Source organism: Micromonospora sp. PTRAS2 (assembly GCF_054052245.1).
Genome location: NZ_JBSWBU010000018.1, coordinates 13,631 through 40,081 on the forward strand (window position 1 = coordinate 13,631; position 26,451 = coordinate 40,081).

The following is a 26,451-nucleotide window of genomic DNA, read 5'->3' on the forward strand; positions in this document are numbered from 1 at the left end:
GCGTCAGCGGGTCGCGACGCGGGGGCGCGGGCCGGTCCCCGCGCCGACCGGGCGGCGGCCGGCGCCCAGCCGGTCGGCCAGCGCGGCCAGCGCCCCGGCCAGCGCGAGGTCGTCGTCGGTGGTCAGGTCGGCCAGGTCCGCCCGGACCAGGGCGTCGACGCGTTCCTGCTCGCGGCGGCCCCGGGCGGTCAGGTACGCGCGGATGCGCCGCCGGTCCTGCGGGTCGATCCGCCGGTAGACCAGGTTCTGGTCGACGAGCTGGTCGACCAGCTTGGTCAGCGTCCCCGGTGGCAGGGACTCCTCGGTGGCGACTTCGCTCATCGGGTGCCCCTGCCCGTCGGCGAGCAGGCACAGCACCCGCCAGGCCTCCACGGTGAGGCCCTCGGCGGCCAGGACACCGCCGACTCGCCGGGCGAGCAGCCGCTCGGCACGGGTCAGCGCACGCAGCAGGTCGACGGGCGTCGCGGGCACCTCGGGCATGGCTCTCCCCCGTTCGGTGGGGCTGTCATCGTACCGAAAAGGTCCCGCATCCTGACCGGGTCTGGTGTGGGCACCGGCCGGCGGCAATCATGTCGTCATGTCCGTGCCGGCAGGGCGTCCGGCTGGTGCGCCGCATCCCCAGCCGGGGCAGACGCTCCACTTTCCCGCGCCCTGGCTCACCGTGGACCGGTCGGTGGTCAGCGTCGCGCTGGTCTACCCGATGCGGGGGCCCGCCGGGATGTTCGGCCCGACCTGCGAGCTCTGCGCCCAGCTCGCGATGGAGGAGATCAACCGCGCCGGCGGGGTGCTCGGCCGCGAGCTGCGGCTGGTTCCCGTCGACGGCGGCGCCCCGCCGGCCGAGGTGGCCGCCGAGGTGGAGGCGCTGGTGTCGACCGGCGCGGTGCAGGGGGTGACCGGCTGGCACATCTCGTCGGTGCGGCAGGCGGTGGCCCCGCGCGTCGCGCACCGGGTGCCGTACGTCTACACGGCGCTCTACGAGGGCGGCGAGCGCACCGAGGGGGTCTTCCTCACCAGCGAGACGCCCGACGCGCAGCTCTGGCCGGCGATGCGGCTGCTGGCCCGCGAGCAGGGCGTGCGCCGGTGGTACGTGGTGGGCAACGACTACGTGTGGCCGCGCCGCACGGCCCGCGCCGCCCAGCGGTACGCGCTGCGCAGCGGGGCGCGGGTGTGCGGGCAGCGGTTCCTGCCGCTGGGCACCCACGACTTCGGCCCCGTCCTGCGCGCCGTCGAGCAGTCCGAGGCGGACGGGGTGCTGATGCTGCTGGTCGGCGCGGACGCGGTGCGGTTCAACCGGGCGTTCGCCCGCAGCGGGCTGGACCAGCGCTGCCTGCGGCTGAGCACGCTGATGGACGAGAACATGCTGCTGGCCAGCGGGGCGGGCGCGACCCGCCGGTTGTACAGCACGGCCGGGTTCTTCGCCGGCCTGGTCACCCGGGAGAACCTCGACTTCCACGGGGCGTTCGCCCGCCGGTTCGGGGTGGAGGCGCCGCCGCTGGGCAGCCTGGGGGAGTCCTGCTACGAGGGCGTGATGCTGCTGGCGGCGCTGATCGCCCGGGCCCGCACGCTGGACGTGCGGGCGATCGGGGCCGCCGCCGACGCGGTGTCGTACCAGGGGCCGCGGGGGGAGCTGCGGCTGCGGGGGCGGCACGTGCGCCAGCGGATCTACCTGGCCGAGGCCGACGGGCTCGACTTCGCGGTGCTGGCGGAGCTGTAGGGGCGCTTGACAGCCGGCCGGGGGACCCCGCTAAAATCCTTCACGCAGGAAGTAACTGGCTCGCCGGCCGTTTAGTCGAAATGTGATTACGGGGCGCGGACGACCGTTCTTCCAATTGTCTGATGTGGGCCGTCCCCATTCTCCGTGAATCCTCCGGAGATGGTGGCGGCCTTTGCTGCTTTCCTTCGCTCAGCTGGCCTTACCGGCCGTTCGGGAAACAGGCAATTAAGGGCCGGGAAACGTGGCCGCAATGAATCGAGTCGAGGCTTTGCCCAGCCCGACGTCCACTGCGGATGATCGGCCGGCGTCCCACCCGCCGGCCGGCCTTTCCGCCCGACGCGACACCCGTGACCGCACCGCTTCACCAATCACCGATCGCCAATGGCAATGCAGCCCGGCCCGACAGGGCCGGTGGTCGTCGCTCCACGCTCACCGCAGGGGAGATTGCATGTCACTGTTCCGGGGCCGCCGCATCCTGGCCGGCACCATGGCCTTCGTCGTCGCAGCCGCGCTGGCCGCGTGCGGCAGCAAGACCTCCGACAGCACGTCGGGAACGGGCGTCAGCGCCGACGTCTCGGGCGACACCGTCAAGGTGGGCCTGCTCAACTCGCTCTCCGGCACCATGGCCATCAGCGAGGTCACCGTCCGCGACTCGATCATGCTCGCCGTGGAGGAGATCAACGCGGCCGGCGGCGTCCTCGGCAAGAAGATCGTGCCGGTCGGCGAGGACGGCGCCTCGGACTGGCCGACCTTCGCCGAGAAGGCCGAGAAGCTCATCTCCGAGGACCGCGTCGCCGCCGTCTTCGGCTGCTGGACCTCGGCCAGCCGCAAGGCCGTCAAGCCGGTGTTCGAGAAGAACAAGGCGCTGCTGTTCTATCCGGTGCAGTACGAGGGCCTGGAACAGTCGCCCTACATCTTCTACACCGGGGCGACGACCAACCAGCAGATCGTCCCCGGCCTGGACTACCTCAAGGCGCAGGGCAAGAAGTCGGTCTACCTCGTGGGCAGCGACTACGTCTTCCCCCGCACGGCCAACAAGATCATCAAGGCGTACGCGAAGGCCAACGGGATGACCGTCCTCGGCGAGGACTACGCCCCGCTCGGCTCCACCGAGTTCGGCACCATCGTCAACAAGGTGAAGTCGGCGAAGGCCGACGCCGTGTTCAACACCCTCAACGGCGACAGCAACGTGGCGTTCTTCAAGGAATACACGTCCGCCGGGCTCAACGCGACCAGCATGCCCGTGGTGTCCGTGTCGATCGCCGAGGAAGAGGTCAAGGGCATCGGCACGCAATATCTCAAGGACCAGCTGACCGCCTGGAACTACTACCAGACCACCCCGGGCGGGGCGAACGCGAAGTTCGTCGCCGCGTACAAGGCGAAGTACGGCGCGGACAAGCCGACCAGCGACCCGATGGAGGCCGCGTACGTCGCCGTGTACCTGTGGAAGGAGATGGTCACCAAGGCCGGCTCCTTCGACGTGGAGAAGGTCCGCGCCGCCGCCGGCGGCATCACCTACGAGGCGCCCGAGGGCCTGGTCACCGTGGACGGCCCGACCCAGCACATCGCCAAGACCGCCCGGATCGGCAAGGTCGGCGCGGACGGGCTGATCACCGAGGTGTGGAACTCCGGCCAGCCGATCAAGCCCGACCCGTACCTCAAGAGCTACCCCTGGGCGACCGGCCTGAGCTGACCACCCGGCCCGGGCGGCCCCTGCGCCGCCCGGGCCCCACCCCTCCTCGGAGCAACCGTGACAGTCCTGTTCGGACAGCTCTTCACCGGCATCAGCATCGGCGCGGTCCTGCTGCTCGTCGCGCTCGGGCTCGCGCTCACCTTCGGCCAGATGAACGTCATCAACATGGCCCACGGCGAGTTCATCATGGCCGGCGCCTACACCACCTACGTGCTCCAGCAGACGATCACCTCGGCCGGCTGGTCGCTGCTGGTCGCCCTGCCCGTCGCCTTCGCGGTGGCCGGCGCGCTCGGGGTGCTGCTGGAGGTGCTGCTCATCCGCCGCCTCTACGCCCGGCCCCTGGACACCCTGCTCGTCACCTGGGGCGTGTCGCTGATGCTCCAGCAGGCGGCCCGGGACATCTTCGGCAGCCCCAACGTGCAGACCCGCGCGCCCGCGCTGCTCACCGGCAACGTGGCGCTGCCCGGCGGCATCACCGTCGCCAACAACCGGCTGTTCATCCTCGGCCTCGCCGTGGCGGCCGTGGTGGCGCTGACCCTCGCGCTGCGGCTCACCCCGCTGGGCCGCCGCATCCGCGCCGTGGTGCAGAACCGCGACCTCGCCGCCGTCTCCGGCATCGCCACCGCCCGGGTCGACCGCACCACCTTCTTCGTCGGCTCCGGCCTGGCCGGCGTCGCCGGGGTCGCGCTGACCCTGCTCGGGCCGATCGGCCCGACGATGGGCACCAACCTCATCATCGACGCCTTCCTGGTGGTCGTGGTCGGCGGGATCGGCCAGCTCAAGGGCAGCGTGATCGTCGCCTTCGCCCTCGGCGTGCTCCAGGCCACCGGTGAATACCTCACCACCCTCAGCGTCGCCAAGGTGATCGTCTTCGTGGCGATCGTCGCGTTCCTCCAGTGGCGGCCACAGGGCCTGTTCACCCTGCGTACCAGGAGCCTCGCATGACCACCGTGACCGGCCCGGCCACCGCCGCCGACGAGCCCGCCGCGCCGCCACCGCCGCCGCCCGCACGCCGCACCGGCGGCCGGGCCCGCGCGGCGCTCGGCTTCGCCGCCGGCGCGGCGCTGCTGTTCGGCGCGGCCCCCCTGGTGCTGTCGGACTTCCGGCTGGCGCTGCTGGCCAAGTACCTGTGCGTCGCCATGGTCGCCGTCGGCATCGGCATCGCCTGGGGGCGCGGCGGCATGCTCACCCTCGGGCAGGGCGTCTTCTTCGGCCTCGGCGGCTACGCGATGGCCATGCACCTCAAGCTCGCCGACGCGGGCCCCGGCGCGCTGCCCGACTTCATGCAGCTGTACGGGCAGCTCGACGAGCTGCCGTGGTGGTGGCGGCCGTTCGCCAGCCCCTGGTTCGCCCTGCCCGCCACCGTGCTGCTGCCCATGGTCGTCGCCTTCGGGCTCGGCTCGCTGGTCTTCCGCCGCCGCGTGCGGGGCGCCTACTTCGCCATCCTCAGCCAGGCCCTCGCCGCCGCCATGGTGATCCTGCTGGTCGGCCAGCAGGGCACCACCGGCGGCACCAACGGCCTCACCGACATCCAGGGCTTCTTCGGCTACGACCTCGACGACCCGGTCAACCAGCGCACCGTCTACTTCCTGATCGCCGCCGCGCTGCTGGGGCTGCTTGCGCTGGCCCGCCAGCTCATCCACAGCCGCTACGGCGAGCTGCTGGTGGCCGTGCGCGACGGGGAGGAGCGGGTCCGGTTCCTCGGCTACGACCCGGCCACCGTCAAGGTCGTCGCGTACGTGGTGGCCGCCGGCATGGCCGGCCTCGCCGGGGCGCTGTTCGTCCCCGCCGTCGGCATCATCTCGCCCGCCCTGATCGGCATCGTGCCGTCCATCGAGTTCGTCATCGGCGTCGCCGTCGGCGGGCGGGCCACCCTGCTCGGCCCGGTGCTCGGCGCGGTCGCGGTCGCCTGGGCGCGTACCGCGCTGTCCGAGCGGTTCCCGGGCACCTGGACGTACCTGCAGGGGCTGCTGTTCGTGCTGGTGGTTGCGTTCCTCCCCGGCGGCCTGGCGTCGCTGTGGGCGCTGCGGCGCACCCGACGCGCGACGCCCGACCGGCCGCCCTGGTGGCGCCGCGTCCCGCCCGCCCGTGGCGGCCGGACCCGGACGGAGGTGCCGGCGGCATGACCGACGCACAGAGCGACGGCCTGCGCGTGCGGGGCCTGCGGGTCAGCTTCGACGGCTTCACCGCCGTCGACGGCGTCGACCTGGACGTGCCCGCCGGCGACCTGCGCTTCCTCATCGGGCCCAACGGCGCGGGCAAGACCACCCTCGTCGACGCCGTCACCGGCCTGGTCCGGGCCACCGGCTCGGTCCGCTTCGGCGACCGGGAACTGCTCGGCCGGGACGTGCACCGCATCGCCCGCCTCGGCGTCGGCCGCACCTTCCAGACCGCCGCCGTGTTCGAGGAGCTGACCGTCGCGCAGAACCTCGACATCGCCGCCGGGGCCGGCCGGAGCTGGTGGACGCTGGCCCGCCGCCGGCGACGGCTGCCCGACGAGGTCGTCGCCGCCCTGGACACCATCGGCCTCGCCGACCGGGCCGACCACCTCGCCGGCACCCTCGCCCACGGGCAGAAACAGTGGCTGGAGATCGGCATGCTGCTCGTCTCCGACGCCCGGCTGCTGCTGCTCGACGAGCCGGTCGCCGGGATGAGCCACGACGAGCGCGACGCCACCGGCGCCCTGCTGGAGACGGTCAGCCGGGACCGCACCGTCGTCGTCATCGAACACGACATGGACTTCCTGCGCCGCTTCGCCCGCACCGTGACCGTGCTGCACGCCGGGCGCGTGCTCAGCGAGGGCACCGTCGCCCAGGTCCAGGCCGACCCCCGGGTGCAGGAGGTCTACCTCGGCCACCCCGTCGACGCTCCCACGGAGGCGTGATGTTGACACTGCGCGGCGTGCACGCCGGGTACGGACGCAGCGAGGTGCTGCACGGCGTGGACCTCGCCGTCCCCGCCGACGGCGTCGCCGCCGTGCTGGGCCACAACGGGGCCGGCAAGAGCACCCTGCTGCGGGTCGCGGTGGGCCTGCGCCGGCCCCGCGCCGGCACCGTCGAGCTGGCCGGGGAGGACGTCACCCGGCTCGCCCCGCACCAGCGGGTCGCCCGGGGCATGGCGTACGTGCCGCAGGGCCAGCAGTGCTTCCCGCACCTGACGGCGGGGGAGAACCTGCGGCTGGTCGCCGACGGCCGGCGCGACGGCGCGGCGGCCACCGCCGAGGCGCTCGACCTGTTCCCGGCGCTGCGCCCGCTGCTGCGCCGCCGGGCCGGGCTGCTCTCCGGCGGCCAGCGCCAGCAGCTCGCCATCGCCCGGGCGCTGGTCACCCGGCCGAAGCTGCTGCTGCTCGACGAGCCCACCGAGGGCATCCAGCCCTCGGTGGTCGCCGAGATCCAGGACCGCGTCGTCGAGCTGACCGCCCGCGCCGGCATCCAGGTGCTCCTCGTGGAGCAGCACCTCGGCTTCGCCCTGCGGGTCGCCCAGCGCTACTACGTGCTGGAGTCGGGCCGGGTCACCTCGACCGGCGACGGCGGGGCCACCGCCGAGCACGCCGTCCGGGCCGCGCTCGCCGTGTGACCCCGCCCCGCCCCGAGCCGACGGCTCGGCCCGCCTCAGCCCGGCGTCACGGGCCGCCGGCTCGGCCAGCCTCAGCCCGCCGTCGCCGGCGCGGCGGCTCGGCCCGCCGGCTCAGGCGGCGCGAACTCGACGAGCACGGCGCCCGGCTGGGGCACCAGCAGCTCCACCGTCGCCACCCCGCCGGCCACGTCCGGCTCGACGGGCTCCGCCGGCAGCGCGTCGGCGGCCCGCAGCGCGTCCCACTGCCCGTCGGTCGGCCAGTCCCCGACGCCGAGCCGGCCCGCGAGGGTGGTGACGTCGCCGTGCTCGCGGTCGAGCCGGGTCACCGTCACGCCGCCGCCGGGCCCGCCGGCCACGCTCAACCGGACCCGGCGGGCCAGCGCCGGATCGCCGTCGCGCTTCGACTGGTCGAGCGTCGACACCCAGACCAGCACGGCGAGGCCGCCGTCGGCGTGCCGGCTCGCCCACGCCTGCACCAGGCCGTCCGCGCCGTCGCCGGACGCCCGCACCGGCAACTCCGTGTCGCCGAGCCGGGCGAGCATCCGCAGGGCGTGGTAGCGGGGCTTGGCGATGCCGCCGACGGTGATCAGGCCGAACCCGCCGTGCAGCAGCCGGGGCGGCCGGCCCAGCTCCTCGAAGTGATCGCTGGCCACCCAGTAGGACAGGGCGTCGACCCGCCCGGCGGCCGACCGCATGCCGCCGAGCAGGAACGTCGCCGCCGACGCGCCGTCGTTGACCGGGTGGAAGTGGGTGGGCGTGACGCCCCACTCCGTCCACAGCAGCCGGGCGTGCGGGAAACCGAGCCGGCGCAGCGTGGGCCGCAGGTCCAGCGGCGGGCTGCCGTACGTGTGGGTGGAGACGAAGTCGACCGGCGTGCCCGTACGCGCGGCGTGTTCCAGCAGGGCGTCGACCCAGCCGGCGGCGGCCGACGACGGCCCGCCCACGGCGATGCGGGGGTCGACGTCCTTGACCGCGCGGGCGGTGACCTCGTACAGCCGCATCCACTCCTCGCGGGTGCCGGCCCAGAACACCTCCAGGTTGGCCTCGTTCCACACCTCGAAGTCCCAGCCGAGCACCGCCTCGCCGTACCGGTCGAGCAGGTGCGCGACGAGCGCGCGGACCAGCTCCGCCCAGCGGTCCCAGTCCTTCGGCGGCGAGATGACCCCCCGGTAGGCGAACACCGTCCGTTCCGGGTCGCGGGCCAGGTCGCGGGGCATGAAGCCGATCTCCACGACCGGCCGCAGCCCGGCCGAGAGCAGCAGGTCGTAGACGCGGTCCACGCCGGTGAAGTCGTGCACCGGCCGGCCGTCGACCTCCCGGTAGACGCCCAGGTCGTCGTGCAGGATCGCGTGCGCCCGCACGGCCTCGACGCCCACCTCCGCGCGGACGCGGCGCAGGGCCGCCAGCAGCTCCGCCCCGATCTCCCGGCCGCCGCTGGTGTCGGCGCACAGCAGCTGCGACAGCCGCTCGCTGCCGATCATCGGCTGCCAGGGACGGTGCAGCGGCGTGCCCGGCGCGGCGGCGTCGACGCGCACGTCCACCGTCGGCGGCGGGCCGTCGGCGGCCGGCAGCGCGGCGGCGACGACCGGGTCGCCCAGCTCACCGGTGACGGTCACCTCGGGCACGGCGGCCACGGCGTACGCGTAGGACCGGCCGGGCTCGCCGGTGGTGTCGACGTACCAGGTGTCGGGCACGGCGAGCACGTCGCCGCCCTGGTGGTCGACCGGGGCGAACGGGCCGGCGGGCCGTCCGTCGCGCAGCGGGGCCCGGTGCACCAGGTAGCCGACGGCGTCGGGCACCGGCGACCAGGACAGCCGCACGTGGCCCACCCCGGCGACGGCCGCCAGCCCGGCCGGCGGCGGCAGGACCGGGGTGCCGCCCGCCGCCCCGCGTTCGTCGCTGCGCAGCGCGATGCGCCGCGTCCAGTCGCCCCGGGCGTCGCTGCCGGCGGCCGAGCCCGTGCCCACGTCGTGGCCCCCGGCGCCCGCCCCGTGGCCCCCGGCGTGGTGGCCTGCGGCCTCGTGGCGGCCCGTCATCGCTGCCCCCCACCGTGCGGGAGGGAGAACTCCTCCATCCGCATCAGCGGGGCGACCCGCTGCTGCATCGGCCCCTGCTCGAACGGCCGGCGCAGCACGTCGTGGGCCAGGGCGTTGCCCAGTGCCGCCATCGCCATGCCCTGGTCCAGCGCGAGGTAGCGCTTCGACACCCGCCCGGTGGTCACGTCGACGGAGTCGTAGAACCCGCCCGGCCCGTACGCGTCGAAGTCCCGCCGCAGGTTCGCCAGGTTGCGCAGGGCGTCGTCCGGCGCGTAGCGCAGCGCCAGGAAGGACGCGTGCGGGGTCACCACGCCCCGGCCGTAGCCCGCCGGCGGCGGCTGGGCGGGCCGGCACTCGCCGTACCCGGGGTCGACCGAGGTGCGCTCCTGGTCGGAGGTGTAGCCCGGCCCGTCCATGCCGAGCTGGTCCACGCCGTACTCCCGGTAACCGCCGTCGGGGTCGTTGGCGGGGGAGAAGCCCCAGTAGCCGTAGCCGGCCTCCCGCAGCCCGTGCTCGATCTGCGCCCGCACGTACGTCGGGTGGTTGACCGCCCAGCTGCGCGGGCCCCACCGGTCCTCGGGCACGAACAGCGGCACCATCAGCGCCTCGAACATCGACCCGCCCCAGCTCGGCACGAGCTGCAGCCCCCGGTAGCGGTAGGCGCCCTCGAACACCCGCACCCCCAGGTACGTGCGCCACTGGCCGACGGCCCGCTGCTCCGTCCACGCCCAGTCGCAGCCCTCCGGGTCGAACGTGCGGTACGTGCCGAAGTAGTGCTCCGGCGGGATCTGCCCGGCGGCGATGCCGAGGTAGCTGGCGATGCGCGGCTCGGTGTTGAACGCGCCGTAGTGGTGGCAGGTGTAGAACACGTCCGGCCCGGTGCGGTAGTTGCCGGCCAGCGAGCAGCCCGGCGGCGGCTCGACCCAGAACCCGCCGCGGAGCTGTCGCTGCGCCGGGTCGTAGTAGTAGCCGAAGTCCATCCGGCGCAGCAGCGCGTCGGCGCGACCCGCCAGCTCCGGCACCGCCTGCCGCACCACCGTCAGCGCCGTGGCGAGCCAGCCGTTGTCCACGCTGGACAAAAACGGGTGCACGGCGCTGCCGTCGACGGGCCAGGTGGTCAGCTTCGCCCCGGTCGCCGGGTCGTACCAGTTGTAGTACATGCCGGACGGCTCGTGGACCTCCAGCCGCCCCAGCGTGGCGAGGGTGCGGGCGATGCGGTCGCGGGCCTGGCCGGCGCTGACCAGGCCGGTCTCCCGGGCCGCCACGGTGCTCCACAGGTACGCGCCGACGTTGGTCGGCGACGTGTACCCGGCGCGGTCGGCCGGGTCGAGGTCGCCGCCGACGTTGTCGGCCGCCAGCCCGGTGCCCGGGTCGACCATGGCGGCCATCGACCGCCAGGTGTCGGCGGCGTACTGCCGCAGCGCGGCGGCCGGGGACCCGGCGGGCGCGGCTGTCGGCGGCGCGGCCGCGGCGGGCGGGGCGACGGCGGCGGTCAGCCCGAGGGCCAGCAGCACCGCCGCGGTGCGGAACGGATGGGACCTGGATCGCACGAGGACACTCCTCACGTGAGGACGGTCAGGTCAGGTGGGGCGGATGGTCTCACTTCAGGCCGGTCGTGGCGATGCCCTGGACGAAGTGCCGCTGTAGCGCGACGAACACCAGCAGGACCGGCACGATGACGGCCACCGAACCCGCCATCAGCAGGCCGTAGCGGGTGTTGTTCTCGCCGATCGCGTACAGGGCCAGCGCCACCGGCAGGGTGTAGCGGTCCTCCGACTGCGCGACGACCAGCGGCCAGAGGAAGTTGTTCCACGACGACAGGAACGTCAGGATGCCGAGGGTGGCCAGGGCCGGCCCGCACAGCGGCAGCACGACCCGGGCGAAGATCCGCAGCTCGCCCGCGCCGTCGACCCGGGCCGCCTGGATCAGGTCGTCGGGCAGCCCGGTCATGAACTGACGCATCAGGAACACCCCGAACGGGCTGGCCAGCCACGGCAGGATCAGCCCGGCGTAGCTGTCCACCAGCCCGAGCCGGCTCACGAGCATGAACAGCGGCACGAAGGTGACCATGCCCGGCACCATCAGCATCCCCAGCACCAGCGCGAACACCACGCGCCGGCCGGGGAACTCCAGCTTCGCCAGGGCGTAGCCGAGCATCGAGCAGAACACGAGGTTGCCCACGGTGACGGCGCCGGCCACCAGCACGCTGTTGAGGAAGAACGCCGGGAAGTCCAGCTCGGTGAACAGGTGGCGGTAGTTGTCGAGCGTGGGCGCCTCCGGCAGCCAGGTCGGCGGCACCCGGCGGATCTCCGCGTCCGGCTTGACCGAGCCGAGCAGCATCCACACGAACGGGCCCACCAGGACCACGAGGCCGCCGGCCAGCACCACGTACACCCAGGGCTGGCCCCGCTCCCGTTTCTTCGCGGTCGTCGTCACGGCACCCTCCTCACGTCTTCGACCGCATCAGCCGGAACTGCGCGGCGGTGAGCCCGACGACGGCGACGAACAGCACGTACGCGATCGCCGCCGCGTAGCCGTAGTTGCCGAAGCCGAACTGCTGGTAGATGTAGAAGGCCACCGACAGGGTGCTGTCCAGCGGCCCGCCGCCCGTCATCACGAACGGCTCCTCGAAGAACTGCAGGTAGCCGATGCCGGTCACCACCCCGCCGAAGAGCAGCGTGGGGCGCAGCAGGGGCAGGGTGACGTGCCGGAACCGCGCCCAGGCCCCGCAGCCGTCGATGGCAGCCGCCTCGTGCAGCTCGCCGGGGATCGCCTGGAGGCCGGCGAGGAAGACCACCATCAGGAAGCCCATGTTCCGCCAGGCCGCCATCACCACCAGCGACGGCAGCGCCGTGCGGGTGTCGGACAGCCACGCCGGACCGTCGACGCCGAGGCGGGCGAGCAGTGTGTTGACGAGCCCGCTGTCGGGTTCGAGCAGGAACCGCCAGACCACGGCCACGGCGACGATGCTGGTGACCACCGGAAGGTAGTAGCCGACCCGGAAGAACGTGCGGAACCGGCTGATCCCCGCGTCGAGGGCGACGGCCGCGGCCAGCCCCAGCACCATCGTCAGCGGCACGCCGAGCAGCACGAACCACGCCGTGTTGGCGGCGGCCCGCCGCAGGGTCTCGTCGCCGAGCAGACGCACGTAGTTGTCCATGCCCACCGGGTCGACCGCGAGCGGGTTCCGCAGGTCGGCGCTGCGCAGGTCGGTGAAGCTCATGGCGGCCGAGGCCAGCACGGGGCCCGCCATGAACACGGTGAAGATCAGCAGGAACGGCAGCGCCAGGCCCCACCCCGCGACCCGCTGGCGGCGGGTGACGTCGCGCCGGCCGGGCCGCCCGCCGGTGCTGCCGCGCGGGCCGGGCCGCGTGAGGCCGGGCCACCCGGGGCCGGGCCGCTCGGGCGGCGCGCCGCCGGTGGGGGCGGCCCGCCGCGCGGGGGCGGACGCCACCTCAGCTCCCGGTGCCGATGGCCGACGCCTTGGCCTGCATCTCCCGGGTGGCGGTGGCCGGGTCGGTCACGCCCCGCACCACCCGCTCGATGCCGTCGTCGATGACGTCGGCGACCTGCTCCCAGGTGGCCATCGCCGGCGGCGACTTGGCGTCGGCGAGCTGCGCGCCGAACGCCTTGAGCAGCGGGTCGTCGGCGAGCTTGCCCGACTGCCAGGTCGCCGTCACCGCCGGGAGGCTGCCCACCAGGTCGTAGAGCTTCTGCTGGGCGGCCGGCGACGTGAGGTACCGGACGAACTTCCAGGCCGTGTCGCGGTTGTCGGTGTCCCGGTAGACCACCAGGTCAGCGCCGCCGATGAACGAGGTGCCGGCCTTCTCGCGGGGCATCGGCGCGACGTCCCACTTGCCCTCCAGCGCCGCGCCGCCCTGCTCGCGCAGGATGCTCATGTGCCAGGGGCCGGAGACGAACGCCCCGATGTCGCCGGAGACGAAGCCGCTCTCCTGCGCGCCCGGCGCGACCTGGCTCGGGGCGAGCCCCTGCCGGAAGAACGACGCGTAGTATTCCAGCGCCGTCCGCATCTGCAGGGTGTCCAGGGTGAACTTCCCGTCGGCCAGCACGTCCGCCCCCGCCTGCCAGGCGAACGGCAGGAACGACTGCCACGCGCCGGTGCCGCCCGGTTGCAGCGAGATGCCCCACTTCGCCCCGCCGGCCTCCTTGAGCCCCTTGGCGAACGCGGTCAGCTCCTGCCAGTTGGCCGGCTTGCCGACCCCGGCCTTCGCCGCGAGGTCGGTGCGGTGGTAGATCAGCCGCGTCTCGACGTACCAGGGGACGCCGTAGGCGGTGCCGTCGACCACCGTCGTGTCCCACGCGCCCGGGAAGAACGCGGCCTGGTCGAACAGCCCGGCGGGCGTCGGGTCCAGGGCCCCGGTCTTGGCGAACTCGCCCATCCAGGTGGAGCCCATCATGCTCACGTCCGGCGTCTGCCGGCCCGCGATCGCGGTGGCGAGCTTGTCGTGGGCGGCGTCGAACGGGAACGCGGTGACGGTGACCTTGGCCGCCGGGTTCTCCCGGGTGAAGTCGTCGGCCAGGGCCTTCAGCTTCTCCCCCTCGGCACCCATCGCCCAGACCGTGATCTCGCCGGTGGCCTTGCCCTCCGCGACCGCCCCGCCGGCGGAGGGCCCGCCGGCACCCGGCCCGCCGTCGTCCCGGCCGCAGCCGGTCACGCCCAGCGCGAGCGCGGCCACGACCGCCGTCGCGTGTCTCCAGTGCCTCATTGCGCCTCCTGAGGGGGATGGGTCGCCACGGCCGGGTCACCGCACGGTGCGGTCACCCGCCGCCGGACGGCGTCCGGCAGCCGTGGGGTCGTGCTCGGTGGTGGTGTGCTTGTCGGTGGGCCCGTGCGCGGTGGCGGGGCGGTGCCCGGTGCGGTCGGCTTCGGTGGTGGCGCCGGCTTTGGTGGCGGGGCTGGGCGCGGTGGCGGGGCCGGCCCCGGTGGTCGCGGGGCAGCCGCAGCTGCGCCGGACGACGAGGTCGGTCGGGAGCACCAGGGCGGCGTCGGACCCCCCGGTCTCGCCCGCCGCGGCCCGCAGCAGCAGCCGCGCGGTCCGCCCGGCCAGCTCGCGCACCGGCTGCCGGACGGTCGTCAGGGCCGGGCTGACGAGCGCGGCCATCGGGATGTCGTCGAAGCCGGTGACGACCAGGTCGGCGGGCACCCGCACGCCCCGGGCCGCCGCGCCGACGAGCATGCCGAGCGCGGTCTCGTCGTTGGCGCAGACCACGCCCCGGGGCGGGGCCGCCCGGCTGAGCAGCTGGTCGGCGGCGAACACCCCGTCGTGCTGTTCGAGGCCGACCCGCAGCGGCGCGCGGGGCAGCGGCAGGCCGAGCTGCCGGTGCGCGTCGCGGAACCCCTCCCAACGGCCGGTCACGTCCGGCGAGTTGCGCGGGTCGCCCACGAAGACCAGCCCGCGCAGCCCGTGGTCGGCCAGCAGGTGCCGCGTCAGCGCCGTCGCCGCCGCGACGTTCTCCGCGCGTACGGACGGCACGCCGGGCGGCCCCTCGCCGGCGAGCACCACGACGGGCACGAGTGCTGCCAGCTCCCGCAGCGTGTCGGGGGAGACGGTGCCGCCGAAGACGGCCAGCCCGTCGACCCGGCGGGCCATCTCCACGACCTGGGCGTCGGAGTCGTCCCGCAGGTGGGTGCAGAGGATGTGGACGCTGGTGCGGGTGTGCACCGCCTCGGCCTCGAAGCCCTGGATCAGCTCCGAGAAGTACGGGCCGGACAGCCCGGGGAACACCAGGCCGACCGCGCCGTGCCGGCCGGCGGCGAGGGCCCGGCCGAGGTGGTCGGGGCGGTAGCCGTGCTCCTCGATGGCCCGCTGCACCCGCCGCCGGGTCTCCTCGGACACCTGACCGACCCCGTTGGACACCCGGGAGACGGTGGCGACCGACACCCCGGCCAGCCGGGCGATCTCCCGGACCGTTAGCCGATCGCTGCCCATGGACTCCCTCGCTCCGTCGTGCGCCGCTCGGTAACCGGTTTCAGAAACCGGTTACCGAGCACCATAGGCAAACACCGATGACTCCACAACCCGGGCCGGCCCGGCTCCATAGCAGACGCCCCGCCGCGACGGGCGCTGTCCACAGCCCGACGGTCGTCCACAGCACCGGTCGCTGGCCGGTTGCGCCGTGCCGCGCCGATCGGCACGGTCACCGGCATGAACGAGGTGCTGCGGGACCTGGTGCGGCGCGGCGGCGGGCTGGTCACCAGGGCGATGGCGACACAGGTGGTGCCCCCGTGGACCCTTCAGCACGCGTGCGCCGCCGGCCACCTGGTGCGGGTGCTGCCCGAGGTGTTCGTCGCGACGGACCTATACGACACGCCGACGCGATTGCACCGCAGCCGGCCACCGAACGGGATGCCCGCCGCCCCCGCGACGCGCAGCGGTCCGGGGAGGAAGCGTTCGCTCCTCCCCGGACCGGTGAACGCGCCGGACGGACTACAGCCCGAACCGCGCCTGGTGGATCTGGTGCTGCGCGCCGCGGACGAAGAGCCGCAGCTCGCCGCCGTAGACGACCACCGCCGGCACCGACCGCGCCCCGGCGGGGCCGGGCACCGTGGTCCAGCCGGTCCAGTCGCCGGTGGTGAGGTTGTAGCGGTTGGTGCGCACGGTGCCGCCTGCGCCCTGGGTGAACAGGTGCAGGTCGCCGCCGTAGATGGTGGTGGCGGGTGCGGACTTGGTCCTGGCGGTGCCGGGGATGGTGGCCCAGCCGGTCCAGTCGCCGGTGGTGAGGTTGTAGCGGTTGGTGCGCACGGTGTTGCCTGCGCCCTGGGTGAACAGGTGCAGGTCGCCGCCGTAGATGGTGGTGGCGGGTGCGGATGTGGCTCCGGCGGTGCCGGGGACGGTGGTCCAGCCGGCCCAGGTGTTGGTGGAGGCGTTGTAGCGGTTGGTGCGTACCGTGCCGCCGGTGCCTTGGGTGAACAGGTGCAGGCTGCCGCCGTAGATGGTGGTGGCGGGTGCGGATGTGGCTCCGGCGGTGCCGGGGACGGTGGTCCAGCCGGCCCAGGTGTTGGTGGAGGCGTTGTAGCGGTTGGTGCGCACGGTGTTGCCTGCGCCCTGTGCGAACAGGTGCAGGTCGCCGCCGTAGATGGTGGTGGCGGGTGCGGACTTGGCCCCGGCGGTGCCGGGCACCGTCGCCCAACCCGACCAGGTGTCGGAGGTGAGGTTGTAGCGGTCGACCCGGACGGCGTCGCCCGCCCCCCGGGCGAACAGGTGCAGGTCGCCGCCGTAGACGGTGGCGGCGGGACCCGACCTCGCCCCGGCGTCGCCGGGGACCGGAGTCCAGCCGGAGGCCGGCGGGAGCTGCGGCCGACCCCAGTTCTGCGCCGGGGCCGCCGAGGCCGGCGCCGCGACCAGCGCGGTGGCCCCCACGACGGACACCAGCAGGCGGCTCAGCGTTCTCGCTGGATGAGTCAGATGCACATGGGCTCCTTCGTGGACGATGGTTGCTGGACGATACCCGCCCCGGCGGGACCGTCGGGGTGCCCCCGGACGGTGCCCCGCGCGGGTGTGACGCCCCACGCCGCCCTCAGGTTTCACCCGGCGCGCAGACCGTCGGGCTTTTTCGAGGCGTGCCGGCGACCAGCCGTCACGAGCCGTGCCAGGAGCGCCACAGGGAGGCGTACACGCCGTCGGCGGCGACCAGCTCGTCGTGGCCGCCGATCTCGGTGATCCGGCCGTCCTCCAGCACCGCCACCCGGTCGGCGTCGTGCGCGGTATTGAGCCGGTGCGCGATGGCGATGACGGTCCGCCCGGCGAGCACCGCCGCGAGCGCCCGTTCGGTGCGCCGGGCGGTCGTCGGGTCCAGCGCCGCGGTCGCCTCGTCGAGGATCAGCGTGTCCGGGTCGGCCAGCACCAGCCGGGCCAACGCCAACTGCTGGGCCTCCGCCGCGCCGAGGCCCCGGGCCCCGTCGCCGAGCTGCGTGTCGAGGCCGTCGGGCAGGTCGGCGTGCCAGTCCGCGCCGACCGTCTCCAGGGCCGCGAGCATGCGTTCGTCGGTGGCGTCCGGCGCGGCGAACGCGAGGTTGTCGCGCAGCGAGCCGATGAAGACGTGGTGCTCCTGCGTGACGAGCGCGATCCGGCGACGCCGCTCGGCCGGGTCCAGGTCGGTGACCGCGACGCCGCCGAGGCTCACCACCCCCTCCTGCGGGGCGTCGATCCCGGCGAGCAGCCGGGCCAGGGTGGACTTGCCCGCACCCGAGGGGCCGACGACGGCGAGGCGTTCCCCCGGCTCGACCGCCAGGTCGATGCCGTGCAGCACCTCGTGACCCTCGGCGTACGAGAACCGCGCGCCCCGCACCACGAGCCGCCGCCCGTGCGGCGCGTCGGCCCGCCCGCGCGGCTCCGGCGGCACCAGCCCCACCCCGAGGACCCGGGCGAGCGAGGCGATGCCGCGCTGCGCCTGCTCGACCCACTGCAACAGCCGGTCCAGCGGGTCGATCGCCTGCTGGAGGTAGAGCGCCGCGGCGACCACCTCGCCGAGGCTGACCATGCCGCGCGACAGGAAGACCCCGCCGACACAGAGGACGGCGGCGATCGGCAGCGCGTAGCTGCCCTCCACCCCGGGGAAGAACACCGACCGCAGCGCGAGCGTGGCCCGCCGCGCCGCCCACACCCCGGCGACCCGCCCGGTGCCGTACGCGACGCGGTCGGCGCCCAGCCGCAGCGCCTCGATCGTGCGCGCGCCCTCCGCCGTGGTGGTCAGCGCCTCGGTCAGCTCGGCCGTCGCCGCCCCCTCGGCGAGGTAGGCGGGCCCGGCCCGGCGCAGGTACCAGCGGGTCACCGCCCAGATCGACGGCAGGCCGGCCAGCGCGACGAGCCCGAGCAGCGGATCGAGCAGGAACACCGCCGCGAAGAGCAGCAGCAGGTGCGTCCCGGCGATGACGACCGTCGGCACGACCTCGCGCACGGTGGTGCCGACCGTCGTCACGTCGACCGAACTGCGGGTGGCCAGGTCACCGGTGCCGGCGCGCTCGACCACGGACACGGGCAGGCCGAGCATCCGGGTGACGAACTCCTCCCGCAGCCGGGCGACGGCCCGCTCGCCGAACCGGTGCCCGGCGTACTGCGCGTAGCGGGAGAGCAGCCCCTGGGCCAGCACGCAGGCGGCGATGGCCAGCGCCAGCCGGTCCACGGCGGCGACGCCCGCCCCGGCGGAGACCTCGTCGACGATCCGGCCGAGCAGCCACGGCGCGCCGAGCCCGGCGACCGTCGCGGCGACGTGCAGCGCCAGCACGACGGCCACGGCCCGTCGGTCCCGGGCGATCAGGTCGAGGGCGGCCTGGCGTACGGCGGCCCGGCCCGCCACCGGAAGCTTCGTCACCGCCGCGCCCGCCCGGCCTCGACGGCCTCGTCGCCGGCGGCGGTGCCCTCGGCCGTCCGGCCCTCGACGGACTCGCCGTGCTCGCCGTCGGCGGTGCCCCCGGTGCGGGACACCAGCGCGCGGTAGCCCGGGTCGGGGGCGAGCAGGTCGGCGTGGGTGCCGGTGGCGACGACCCGGCCGGCGCTCAGGTGCGCGACCGTGTCGGCGTGCCCGAGCACCAGCGGGGACGTGGCCAGCACGATCGTGGTACGCCCCGCCCGCGCCCCGCGCAGGCGCTGGGCGATGCGCGCCTCGGTGTGGGCGTCCACGGCGGACGTCGGGTCGACGAGGATCAGCACCTCCGGCTCGGCCAGCAGGGCCCGGGCGAGGCGCACCCGCTGCCGCTGGCCGCCGGAGAGCGTGCGGGCCCGGGCTCCGATCGGGGTGTCGAGGCCGTCGGGCAGCGCGTCGGCCACGTCCTGCGCCGACGCGGCGTGCAGCGCGGCCCGGATGTCGGCGTCGTCGCCGGCTGCCTCGTCGCGGGCAGTCCCGGTGCCCGCCGCGTGGTCGCCGGTCGCAGCGGGGCGCGCGTTGCCGCCCGCCGCCCGGCCGCGCAGGAGCTCCCGCAGGGTGCCCGCGAAGAGGTGGCTGTCGTGGTCGGCGACCAGGATCCGGGCGCGCACGTCGTCGAGGTCGACCCCGGCCAGCGGCACGCCGCCCCAGGTCACGTCGCTGGCGACGTACCGGCCGAGCCGGTCGGCCAGGGCGACGGCCTCGGCCGGGTCGTCGGCGGCGACGCCCACCAGCCGGCCCGGCGGCACCACCAGCCCGGTGGCCGGGTCGCGCAGCTCGGCCGGCTGCCGCGGCGCGGTCGCGGTCACCGGCCCGCCCGCCGGATCGGGGGTCAGTCGCAGCAGGCCGACGATGCGGCGGGCCGCGACGCGCCCCTGGATGAGCATGTAGCCGCCCTCCAGCAGGAACCAGACCGGCACGACGAGGACGGCCGTGTAGCCGTAGACGGCGACGAGCTGCCCGATGGTGATGTCGCCGTTCGCTGCCGTCCGCGCGGCGAGCCAGACCACGGCCGCCAGGAAGAGCCCCGGCATGGTGAGCGTCAGCGCGTCGATCCAGCTGGCCACCGCGCCCACCCGGTAGCCCTCGCCCCGCAGGGCCCGGGAGCGGGCCGCGTACCGGCGGGCGAACAGGTGGCGGCCGCCGACCCCGGCGAGCACCCGCAGGCCGGCGACGATGTCGTCGGCCCGGGTGGTCAGCTCGCCCTGTTGCTGCCGGTAGGCCGACTCCGCGCGTTCGAGGCGGCGCAGCAGCGGCCCGACGGACACCGCGATGGCCGGCACGCCCAGCAGCACCAGCACGGCGAGCGGCGGATCCACCGACCAGAGCAGCACGGCGACGACCCCGTACGCGATGACGGCACCCACCCCGGGGCCGCTGAGCGTCAGCACGTGCGAGGTGCGCACGATGTCGTACCCGCCGACGGTGGCGACGTCGCCCGCGGCCAGCCGGCGGGGGAGCACCGCGCCGATGCGGGAGAGCCCGTGCAGCAGCACCTCGGCGGAGCGGGCGCTGGCGTCCTCCCGGATGAACGTCATGGTGCGGTGCCGCATGATGCCCAGCCACGCCAGCGCGAACCCGGCCGCCACGATCGCGGCGACCCACCACAGCAGTGCCCGCCCGTCGCCGGCGCGCAGGCCGTCGTCGATGGCGCGGGCGACCAGGTAGGGGCGGACCGACAGCCCGACCATCCACGCCGTGCCGAACACGCTGCCGCGCAGCACCCGCCACGGCTGGCAGCGGATCAGCCACCAGATGTAGCGCAGCGGCCCCGACGTGTCGGGGACGCCGGGCTCGGGATGGGGGATCCGCGGAGGCACCGACCCAGGCTATCGACCGCTCTGCCCGATTACCGCCCCGTTTCGGGGCCCCGCCGGATGACCTCGATCATGCGGCTGGCGGCCCGTCGCCTCCGCCCGGGGTGCCGCCGGCGGGGCCCGAGGGCTCCCGCCGGCGGCGACGGCCGGTCAGCCGACCCCGGTGTGGTGGGTCGGCGGGCGCGTCACAGCACGGCGCACGGGGTGCCGTTGAGGGTGAACGCGGTGGGCCAGACGTTCGGGCCGCTGTACGCGCCCACGAAGCCGGCGCTCGTGCTGCCCCCGCCGCCGGCGATCTTCGCGTTGTCGGCGGTGTTGGTGACCGTCACCGTCCGGCCGCTCTGCGCCCAGGTGGCGCTCCAGCCGCTGTCCACCCGCTGCCAGGTGGTCGGCCAGGTGAACGTGAGCGTCCAGCCGTCGATCAGGTTCGCGCCGGTGTTGACGATGTCGAGGCTGCCGACGTATCCGTTGCCCCAGTTGGTGGTGTCCCGCAGGCGCACGCCGCACGTGCTCTCCGCCGGGCCGGCGGTGGTGAAGGTCACCGGCGGCGACGACCAGGAGAGCCGGCCCGCGCCGTCGCGGGCCAGCACGTTGAGGGTGTACCGGGTGCCCGGCACGAGGTTGCCGACCGCGAGCGAGGTGGCGGTGGTCTCGCCGAGCTGCTCGCTGACCGTGCCGTTCTGCCGGTACACCTCGTACTTGAGGGCCCCGCCGGCCGCCGGGGGCAGCGCGGGCCAGGAGACCGTCGCGCCCCGGTCGGTGACGTCGGCGACGGTGGGCTGCGCGGGTGCGCCCGGCGCCCCGGTGACCACCGCGTCCGGGCGCAGCACCAGCGTGGTCAGCGAGTACGGCGGCAGGGTGCGGCTGGTCGCGCTGCCGGACTGGCTGGTGGCGATGGCGGTCGCGCCGTTGGTGAGGGTGTGCACGGTCGGCGCGGCGGCGGACGGGGCGAACCCGGCGTAGTCGATGGTGACCGGGCGGGCGTTGTCCGGGTCCTTGTTGACCAGCATGACCGCGAGGTCACCGTTGGGCCGGCGCACGGCGTGCGCGGTGACCAGCGCCTCGTCGGTGCCGGCCCGGACGAACTGGCCGCCGGCCCCGGCGAGCAGGTTCATCATGGACAACCCGTGGTACGGGGCGAACGGCGTGTTCAGCGGCGGCTCGCACACCGTGCCGTCGGAGGTGCAGCTGCCGCTGGAGAGCAGCCCGAAGTCGCCGTAGTCGGTGTGGCCGGCGACCTGCGACACCTTGTCGATGCCGTTGTGCACGTTCCACCACTGGACGGTGAACACCCCGTTCTCCAGCAGGTCGCTGTACGCGTCGGCGAGGAACAGCGCGCCGGGCTGGGTGTTGCGGCCGGTGTCGACGTTCAGCTCGGTGAAGCTGATGCCGATGCGGGCGGCGTTCGGCCCCGCGTACCGGGCGATCTGCTGGCGCAGCAGGTGGGCCGCCTCGTCGATGTGGGCGGTGCGCTGCAGGGACTCGGCGGCGCTGCCGCCCGGATACCAGTGCACGTCCACGAAGTCGACCTTCGGCCCGGCGATCGACAGCACCGCCTGGTTCCACGGGCCGGGGTCGCTGCCGGCGGTGATCCCGTCGGGCCAGTTGCCCGGCATGGTCAGCACCGCGCCGACCTTGATGGTCGGGTCGACGGCCTTCATCGCGTCGGCGTACTCGACGACGAGGTTCGCGTAGTAGGTCGCGCTCTTGTCCGGGTGGTCGTCGGCCTCCCAGGCCGAGCCGTAGAGGCCGTTGCCGTAGTTCTCGTTGCCGATCGTCCAGTACTTCGCGCCGTACTTCTTGGTGACGTTGGCGTAGCGCACCCAGTCGGCGGCCTCGGCGGGGGTGCCGGTGCCGTAGTTCGCGATGATCATCGGCTGGGCGCCGACCCGCCTCGCCCCGGCCATGAAGGTGTCGAAGTCGGTGTTCGGGGCCACGTAACCGCCGGGCGCGGTGTGGTCCTTCCAGTGGTAGATGTCGGCGTACGAGCCGCCCGGGTAGCGCAGCATCTGGACGCCGGCCGCGCGCAGCAGGTCCGACGTCTCGTTCGTGCCCAGGTTCGAGTCCCAGATCGCCTGGTTGACGCCCAGCGCGGTGTTCGGCACGCCGGCCAGCCCCGCCTTGGCGTTGACGGTGACGACGACCGGGTCGGCGGCCGCGCCGACGGCCGGGGGAGTGATCGCGGCGAGGGCCCCGGTGGCGAGCAGCGCGCTCGCCGCGAGGGCCGTCCACCGGCGTCGGCCGGGCCGGCGCGGCGGCGGGGTGTGGCGTGGATACCCGTACGTGCTCGGGTTGTTCATGCTGTTCCTTCTTGACCACGGGCAGAGCGCCGCCGCGTCGGCGGGCGGCTCTGGACGGACTGATCTGGCGTTGGTCGCAGATGTCGCCGTCCCCCGGGAGGCCGCGTCGGCCACCGGTTGCCCATTGGACGACGGTCAGCCCCGCGCGCGGCTGGTCATCGACGCACAAGAATCTCACGCCCGTGCCCGGATGCTCAAGGCGGTCGTCTGCCCCGGCGGGCCGTGGGCCGGTGGGGTCGCCGTCAGTCGCGGTGGGCCGGCGGGCCGGCGGGGTCGACCTCGGCGAGCGCGGTGCGGATCGTGTCGAGCAGCGGGCCGTCCGGGTGGTCGATCCAGTGCTGGATGGCGACCCGCAGCGCCGCGAGGAAGCTCGCGGCCAGGACCCGGGACCGCAGCGCGGCGTCCGGGCCGGTGAGCCGGGACGCCAGCTCCGCGGCCACCTCCCGCTCGACCGTCGTGTACGCCGCCAGGTGGTGGGCGAGCAGGCTCGGGTGCGCCCGCAGCTGCCGGCGGTGCGCCAGCCAGGCCGGGTCGGGGTCGCCGTACACCTCGGCGGTGAGGCGCTCGGCCGCCCGGCTCAGCACCGTCCACGGCCGCTCGCCGGGGGGCTGGTCGCGGATCAGCTCCCGCATCCGCCGCAGCCGCACGGTGTCGCCGTAGAAGAGCGCCTCCTCCTTACTGGAGAAGTAGTTGGAGAACGTGCGGCGGGAGACGTTGGCGGCGTCGGCGATCGCCTCGACGGTCACCCGTTCGGGCCCCCAGGTGGCGGCGAGGCGCAGGGCGGCCTCGTGCAGGGCGAGGCGGGTGGCCGCCTTCTTGCGCTCGCGCAGCCCGGTGGCCTGGTCCATGGGCGTCACGATACGCGGCCGGTGATCTACTTCTCAACGCGCAAACTTGCCCAGTGGGCACGTTCGGTGGATAGTTGCTTGCAGCAACCATCACTGTGGGGAGGGCGGGCGTGGAGACCACCCGGGAGCTGGGCGCGCGGCTGTACGACCTGCTCAAGAGCGTGCGGCTGATCAAGCAACGGCGCGCCGACGACCGGCCGTCCGTGCCGCTCGGGCTGGTCGGCATGCTCACCCAGATCGAGCAGCTCGCCGCCGGGGCCCACGCCCGGGAGCTGGCCGAACACACCGGGCTCGACCCGTCCACCGTCAGCCGCGCCGTCGCCTCGCTCGTCGCACACGGCCTGGTCGAGCGGCGGGCCGATCCCACCGACCGGCGGGCCAGCTGCCTGGCCGTCACCCCCGCCGGCCGGGCGGCCCTCGCGGACACCTACGGCTGGTACGGCGAACTGCTCGACCGGGCGCTCGCCGACTGGACCCCCGACGAGGTGGCGGCGCTGTGCTCGGCGCTGGGCCGGTTCACCCGCGACCTCGGGTCCGCCCTCGGTGGCAGAGCCGACCCCGGGTCCGCCCCCGCAGACAACGACAACCTGGAGGCCGCGCGATGAGCGCACCCACCACGACGGCCGAAGCCGCGCCGATGACCCATCGGCAGACCCTCGAAGCGCTCAGCGGCCTGCTGCTGGTGCTCTTCGTCGCCATGCTCAGCAGCACCGTCGTGTCCACGGCGCTGCCGAAGATCATCGGGGCGCTGGACGGCTCGCAGACCCAGTACACCTGGGTGGTCACCGCCACCCTGCTCACCGCGACGGCCACCACCCCGATCTGGGGCAAGCTGGCCGACCTGTTCAACAAGAAGACGCTGGTGCAGGTCGCCATCGTCGTCTTCCTCGCCGGCTCCGTGGTCGCCGGCTTCTCCCAGACCGCCGGCCAGCTCATCGCCGCCCGCGCGTTCCAGGGCATCGGCGTCGGCGGCCTCCAGGCCCTCGTCCAGGTCGCCATCGCGGCGATGATCCCGCCGCGCGAGCGCGGCCGCTACAACGGCTACCTCGGCGGCGTCATGGCCGTGGCGACCGTCGGCGGCCCCCTGCTCGGCGGCCTCATCGTCGACACGTCCTGGCTCGGCTGGCGCTGGTGCTTCTTCGTCGGGGTGCCCGTCGCCCTGATCGCGCTCGTCCTGCTCCAGCTCACCCTGCGCCTGCCCACCGTCCGCCGCGACAACGTCAGGATCGACTATCTGGGCGCGGCCCTGATCGCCGCCGGCGTCAGCGTGCTGCTGATCTGGATCTCGTTCGTCGACGACTCGTTCGCCTGGCTGTCCTGGCAGACCGCCGCGATGGTCGGCGGCGCGGTGCTCCTGCTGGCCCTGGCCACCTGGGTCGAGTCCCGGGCCGCCGAGCCGGTCGTCCCGCTCGGCATCGTCCGCGAGCGCACCACCGCCCTGGCCATCCTCGGCAGCCTCGCCGTCGGCATGGCCATGTTCGGCGGCGCCGTCTTCCTCGGCCAGTACTTCCAGATCGGGCGCGGCTACAGTCCCACCGAGGCCGGCCTGCTCACCATCCCGATGATGGCCGGCGTCCTCGGCTCGTCGATCATCGCGGGCCGGATGATCACCAAGACCGGGCGGATCAAGCCCTACATCGTCGTCGGCGCGATCCTCCTCGTCGCCGGCTTCGCCCTGCTCGGCACCATCGACCACGAGACGTCGCTCGTCCTGGTCGGCGTGGCCATGTTCATCGTCGGCACCGGCGTCGGCATGACCATGCAGAACCTCGTGCTCGCGGTCCAGAACACCGTGTCGCTGCGCGACATCGGCGCGGCCAGCTCCACCGTCGCGTTCTTCCGCTCCCTCGGCGGCACCATCGGGGTCTCGGTGCTCGGCGCGGTCCTCGCCCGCCGGGTCAGCGACCGGATCACCCACGACCTCGCCGCCGCGGGCATCCCCGTCTCCGGCAGCTCCGGCGGCGGCAGCCTCAACCTCGACGTCCTGCCCGCGCCCGTGCGCGACATCGTCCGGGCCGCATACGGCGACGCCACCGGGCACATCTTCCTGATCTCCGCGGCCATCGCCGTCGTCGGCGTCGTCGCGGCCCTCCTGCTCCGGCCGGTCACCCTGCGCACCAGCCTGGACCTGCCCGACCCGGCCAGGTCGGTCGCCGTGGCCGCCGACGCCGTCGACGGCGCGCCCGCCCTCGACCAGGTGGCCGTCGACGCCGGTCGCGAAAGCCGCCCGCCCGCCCGCAGGGCCTGACCCGGCCCGGTGCCCGGGGCCACCGTCACCGCCCGGTGACGGTGGCCCCGCCTGCCATGCGGACCGGTCACCGGCTGCCGTCCGGGCCGGTTGCGGCACGTTGTCCGGGCCGGTTGCCGCCCGTTGTCCGGGCCGGTCGCCGCCTGCTGTCCGGGCCGGCGTCGGCGTGGCGGGCGGGTCGGCGTCAGCGTGGCGACGCGTACGCCAGCGGCAGCGGCGTCGGCTGCCCCTCCCACGTGCCCGTCAGCCGCGCACCGGGCAGGTCGGGATCGTCGCCGACCCGCCGCAGAACGGCCAGCTCGACGGAGCCGGCGAGGATCCGGGTCGGATCCCCGTCGTCGGCCTGGTCGACCGCGTCGATCCCCGGCGCGCCGGCCAGGCCCGCCCCGTCGACCGCGATCCCCATGCTCGGCGCCCGCTCCTCGCGCCGACCGTCCACCTCGAAGTACTCCTGCGCCTGACCGGTGCCGGCGAGGATCGCCCCGGCCAGGGCCGCCGCGTAGACGGGGTCGCCGCAGGCGTCGTACACCCAGCGCCGCCCCAGCACCGAGTGCTCGCAGGTGCCGACGAGCCACGCGTCGGCACCGCCCAGCGGCGCGCCCCGGTAGGTCAGGGGCACCTGGTGCACCGGCCCGTTGCCGGCCCGCACCAGCAGCGTCTCGATCCCCACCTCCCCGGCGGGGTCGTCGAAGCGGTACGCCGCGACGCGCTCGACGCCGGCGGCGGCGTCTCCCAGGAACCACGGACGACGGGGCAGCCAGGCCGACAACAGTTCGAGCTTCGTGGGGCGGATCTCCGCCCGGTGCAGCAGCGCCATCACCGGATCATAGGGACC

Annotated in this window: 21 protein-coding genes; 8 read left to right on the forward strand and 13 right to left on the reverse strand. The window is 74.6% G+C overall.

Annotated elements, in window-relative coordinates; all coding sequences use genetic code 11:
- Positions 1-3: 3 nt before the first annotated feature.
- Entirely contained in the window at positions 4-480 is a 477-nt protein-coding gene (locus tag ACVMYR_RS30570; RefSeq protein ID WP_457123442.1) for a MarR family winged helix-turn-helix transcriptional regulator, read from the reverse strand.
- Positions 481-577: 97 nt separating this feature from the next.
- Between ACVMYR_RS30570 and ACVMYR_RS30575 the strand changes: the two genes are divergently transcribed.
- The 6 genes from ACVMYR_RS30575 (at position 578) to urtE (ending at position 6,983) form a co-directional block, all read left to right on the forward strand.
- Positions 578-1,714: a substrate-binding domain-containing protein gene (locus tag ACVMYR_RS30575; protein ID WP_457123443.1), complete on the forward strand. Its 1,137-nt coding sequence runs from the start codon at positions 578-580 to the stop codon at positions 1,712-1,714.
- A 448-nt stretch (positions 1,715-2,162) separates the two neighbouring features.
- The gene (urtA, locus tag ACVMYR_RS30580; protein WP_198956546.1) at positions 2,163-3,407 is read left to right on the forward strand and encodes an urea ABC transporter substrate-binding protein; all 1,245 of its coding nucleotides are present in this window, start codon (positions 2,163-2,165) and stop codon (positions 3,405-3,407) included.
- 57 nt (positions 3,408-3,464) lie between these two features.
- A complete protein-coding gene (gene urtB, locus ACVMYR_RS30585; RefSeq protein ID WP_077937568.1) occupies positions 3,465-4,352 on the forward strand; it encodes an urea ABC transporter permease subunit UrtB in 888 nt (295 codons plus the stop codon).
- Complete coding sequence (urtC, locus tag ACVMYR_RS30590) at positions 4,349-5,533, forward strand: urea ABC transporter permease subunit UrtC (RefSeq protein WP_457123444.1); 1,185 nt, start codon at positions 4,349-4,351, stop codon at positions 5,531-5,533. The genes urtB and urtC overlap by 4 nt, the downstream gene beginning before the upstream one ends.
- On the forward strand, positions 5,530-6,291 hold the full coding sequence (urtD, locus tag ACVMYR_RS30595) for an urea ABC transporter ATP-binding protein UrtD (RefSeq protein ID WP_077937588.1): 762 nt from the start codon (positions 5,530-5,532) through the stop codon (positions 6,289-6,291). Before urtC ends, urtD begins: the two co-directional genes overlap by 4 nt.
- Positions 6,291-6,983, forward strand: coding sequence for an urea ABC transporter ATP-binding subunit UrtE (urtE, locus tag ACVMYR_RS30600; RefSeq protein ID WP_457123445.1), 693 nt, complete (start codon positions 6,291-6,293; stop codon positions 6,981-6,983). The genes urtD and urtE overlap by 1 nt, the downstream gene beginning before the upstream one ends.
- A gap of 71 nt (positions 6,984-7,054) precedes the next feature.
- Here urtE and ACVMYR_RS30605 read toward each other — a convergent pair whose 3' ends face one another.
- From ACVMYR_RS30605 to ACVMYR_RS30655, 11 genes are all read right to left on the reverse strand, one after another.
- On the reverse strand, positions 7,055-9,019 hold the full coding sequence (locus ACVMYR_RS30605) for a GH39 family glycosyl hydrolase (protein WP_457123446.1): 1,965 nt from the start codon (positions 9,017-9,019) through the stop codon (positions 7,055-7,057).
- Positions 9,016-10,569 (reverse strand): glucoamylase family protein, encoded by a 1,554-nt coding sequence (locus ACVMYR_RS30610; protein WP_457123447.1) that lies wholly within the window; start codon positions 10,567-10,569, stop codon positions 9,016-9,018. Before ACVMYR_RS30610 ends, ACVMYR_RS30605 begins: the two co-directional genes overlap by 4 nt.
- Before the next feature lie 49 nt (positions 10,570-10,618).
- On the reverse strand, positions 10,619-11,455 hold the full coding sequence (locus ACVMYR_RS30615) for a carbohydrate ABC transporter permease (RefSeq protein WP_043963241.1): 837 nt from the start codon (positions 11,453-11,455) through the stop codon (positions 10,619-10,621).
- 10 nt (positions 11,456-11,465) lie between these two features.
- Positions 11,466-12,473 carry a carbohydrate ABC transporter permease gene (locus ACVMYR_RS30620; RefSeq protein WP_457123448.1) on the reverse strand — a complete coding sequence of 336 codons (1,008 nt, stop codon included), beginning with the start codon at positions 12,471-12,473 and terminating at the stop codon, positions 11,466-11,468.
- A 1-nt stretch (position 12,474) separates the two neighbouring features.
- Positions 12,475-13,746, reverse strand: a complete 1,272-nt coding sequence (locus tag ACVMYR_RS30625) for a sugar ABC transporter substrate-binding protein (RefSeq protein ID WP_457123449.1) — start codon at positions 13,744-13,746, stop codon at positions 12,475-12,477.
- Positions 13,747-13,782: 36 nt separating this feature from the next.
- Complete coding sequence (locus tag ACVMYR_RS30630; RefSeq protein WP_457123450.1) at positions 13,783-14,970, reverse strand: LacI family DNA-binding transcriptional regulator; 1,188 nt, start codon at positions 14,968-14,970, stop codon at positions 13,783-13,785.
- Between the two features lie 498 nt (positions 14,971-15,468).
- Positions 15,469-16,410: a hypothetical protein gene (locus tag ACVMYR_RS30635; protein WP_457123451.1), complete on the reverse strand. Its 942-nt coding sequence runs from the start codon at positions 16,408-16,410 to the stop codon at positions 15,469-15,471.
- A gap of 208 nt (positions 16,411-16,618) precedes the next feature.
- Positions 16,619-18,352, reverse strand: coding sequence for an ABC transporter ATP-binding protein (locus ACVMYR_RS30640; protein WP_457123452.1), 1,734 nt, complete (start codon positions 18,350-18,352; stop codon positions 16,619-16,621).
- Entirely contained in the window at positions 18,349-20,223 is a 1,875-nt protein-coding gene (locus ACVMYR_RS30645; RefSeq protein WP_457123453.1) for an ABC transporter ATP-binding protein, read from the reverse strand. Before ACVMYR_RS30645 ends, ACVMYR_RS30640 begins: the two co-directional genes overlap by 4 nt.
- A 182-nt stretch (positions 20,224-20,405) precedes the next feature.
- Positions 20,406-22,520 (reverse strand): cellulose binding domain-containing protein, encoded by a 2,115-nt coding sequence (locus ACVMYR_RS30650; RefSeq protein ID WP_457123454.1) that lies wholly within the window; start codon positions 22,518-22,520, stop codon positions 20,406-20,408.
- Positions 22,521-22,762: 242 nt separating this feature from the next.
- Positions 22,763-23,368: a TetR/AcrR family transcriptional regulator gene (locus ACVMYR_RS30655; protein ID WP_431894836.1), complete on the reverse strand. Its 606-nt coding sequence runs from the start codon at positions 23,366-23,368 to the stop codon at positions 22,763-22,765.
- Between the two features lie 110 nt (positions 23,369-23,478).
- Here ACVMYR_RS30655 and ACVMYR_RS30660 point away from each other — a divergent pair, with 110 nt between their 5' ends.
- A complete protein-coding gene (locus ACVMYR_RS30660) occupies positions 23,479-23,973 on the forward strand; it encodes a MarR family winged helix-turn-helix transcriptional regulator (protein WP_228986525.1) in 495 nt (164 codons plus the stop codon).
- Positions 23,970-25,616 (forward strand): MDR family MFS transporter, encoded by a 1,647-nt coding sequence (locus ACVMYR_RS30665; RefSeq protein WP_457123455.1) that lies wholly within the window; start codon positions 23,970-23,972, stop codon positions 25,614-25,616. Before ACVMYR_RS30660 ends, ACVMYR_RS30665 begins: the two co-directional genes overlap by 4 nt.
- A gap of 184 nt (positions 25,617-25,800) precedes the next feature.
- Here ACVMYR_RS30665 and ACVMYR_RS30670 read toward each other — a convergent pair whose 3' ends face one another.
- On the reverse strand, positions 25,801-26,433 hold the full coding sequence (locus ACVMYR_RS30670; RefSeq protein WP_457123456.1) for a CG0192-related protein: 633 nt from the start codon (positions 26,431-26,433) through the stop codon (positions 25,801-25,803).
- Positions 26,434-26,451: the final 18 nt, after the last annotated feature.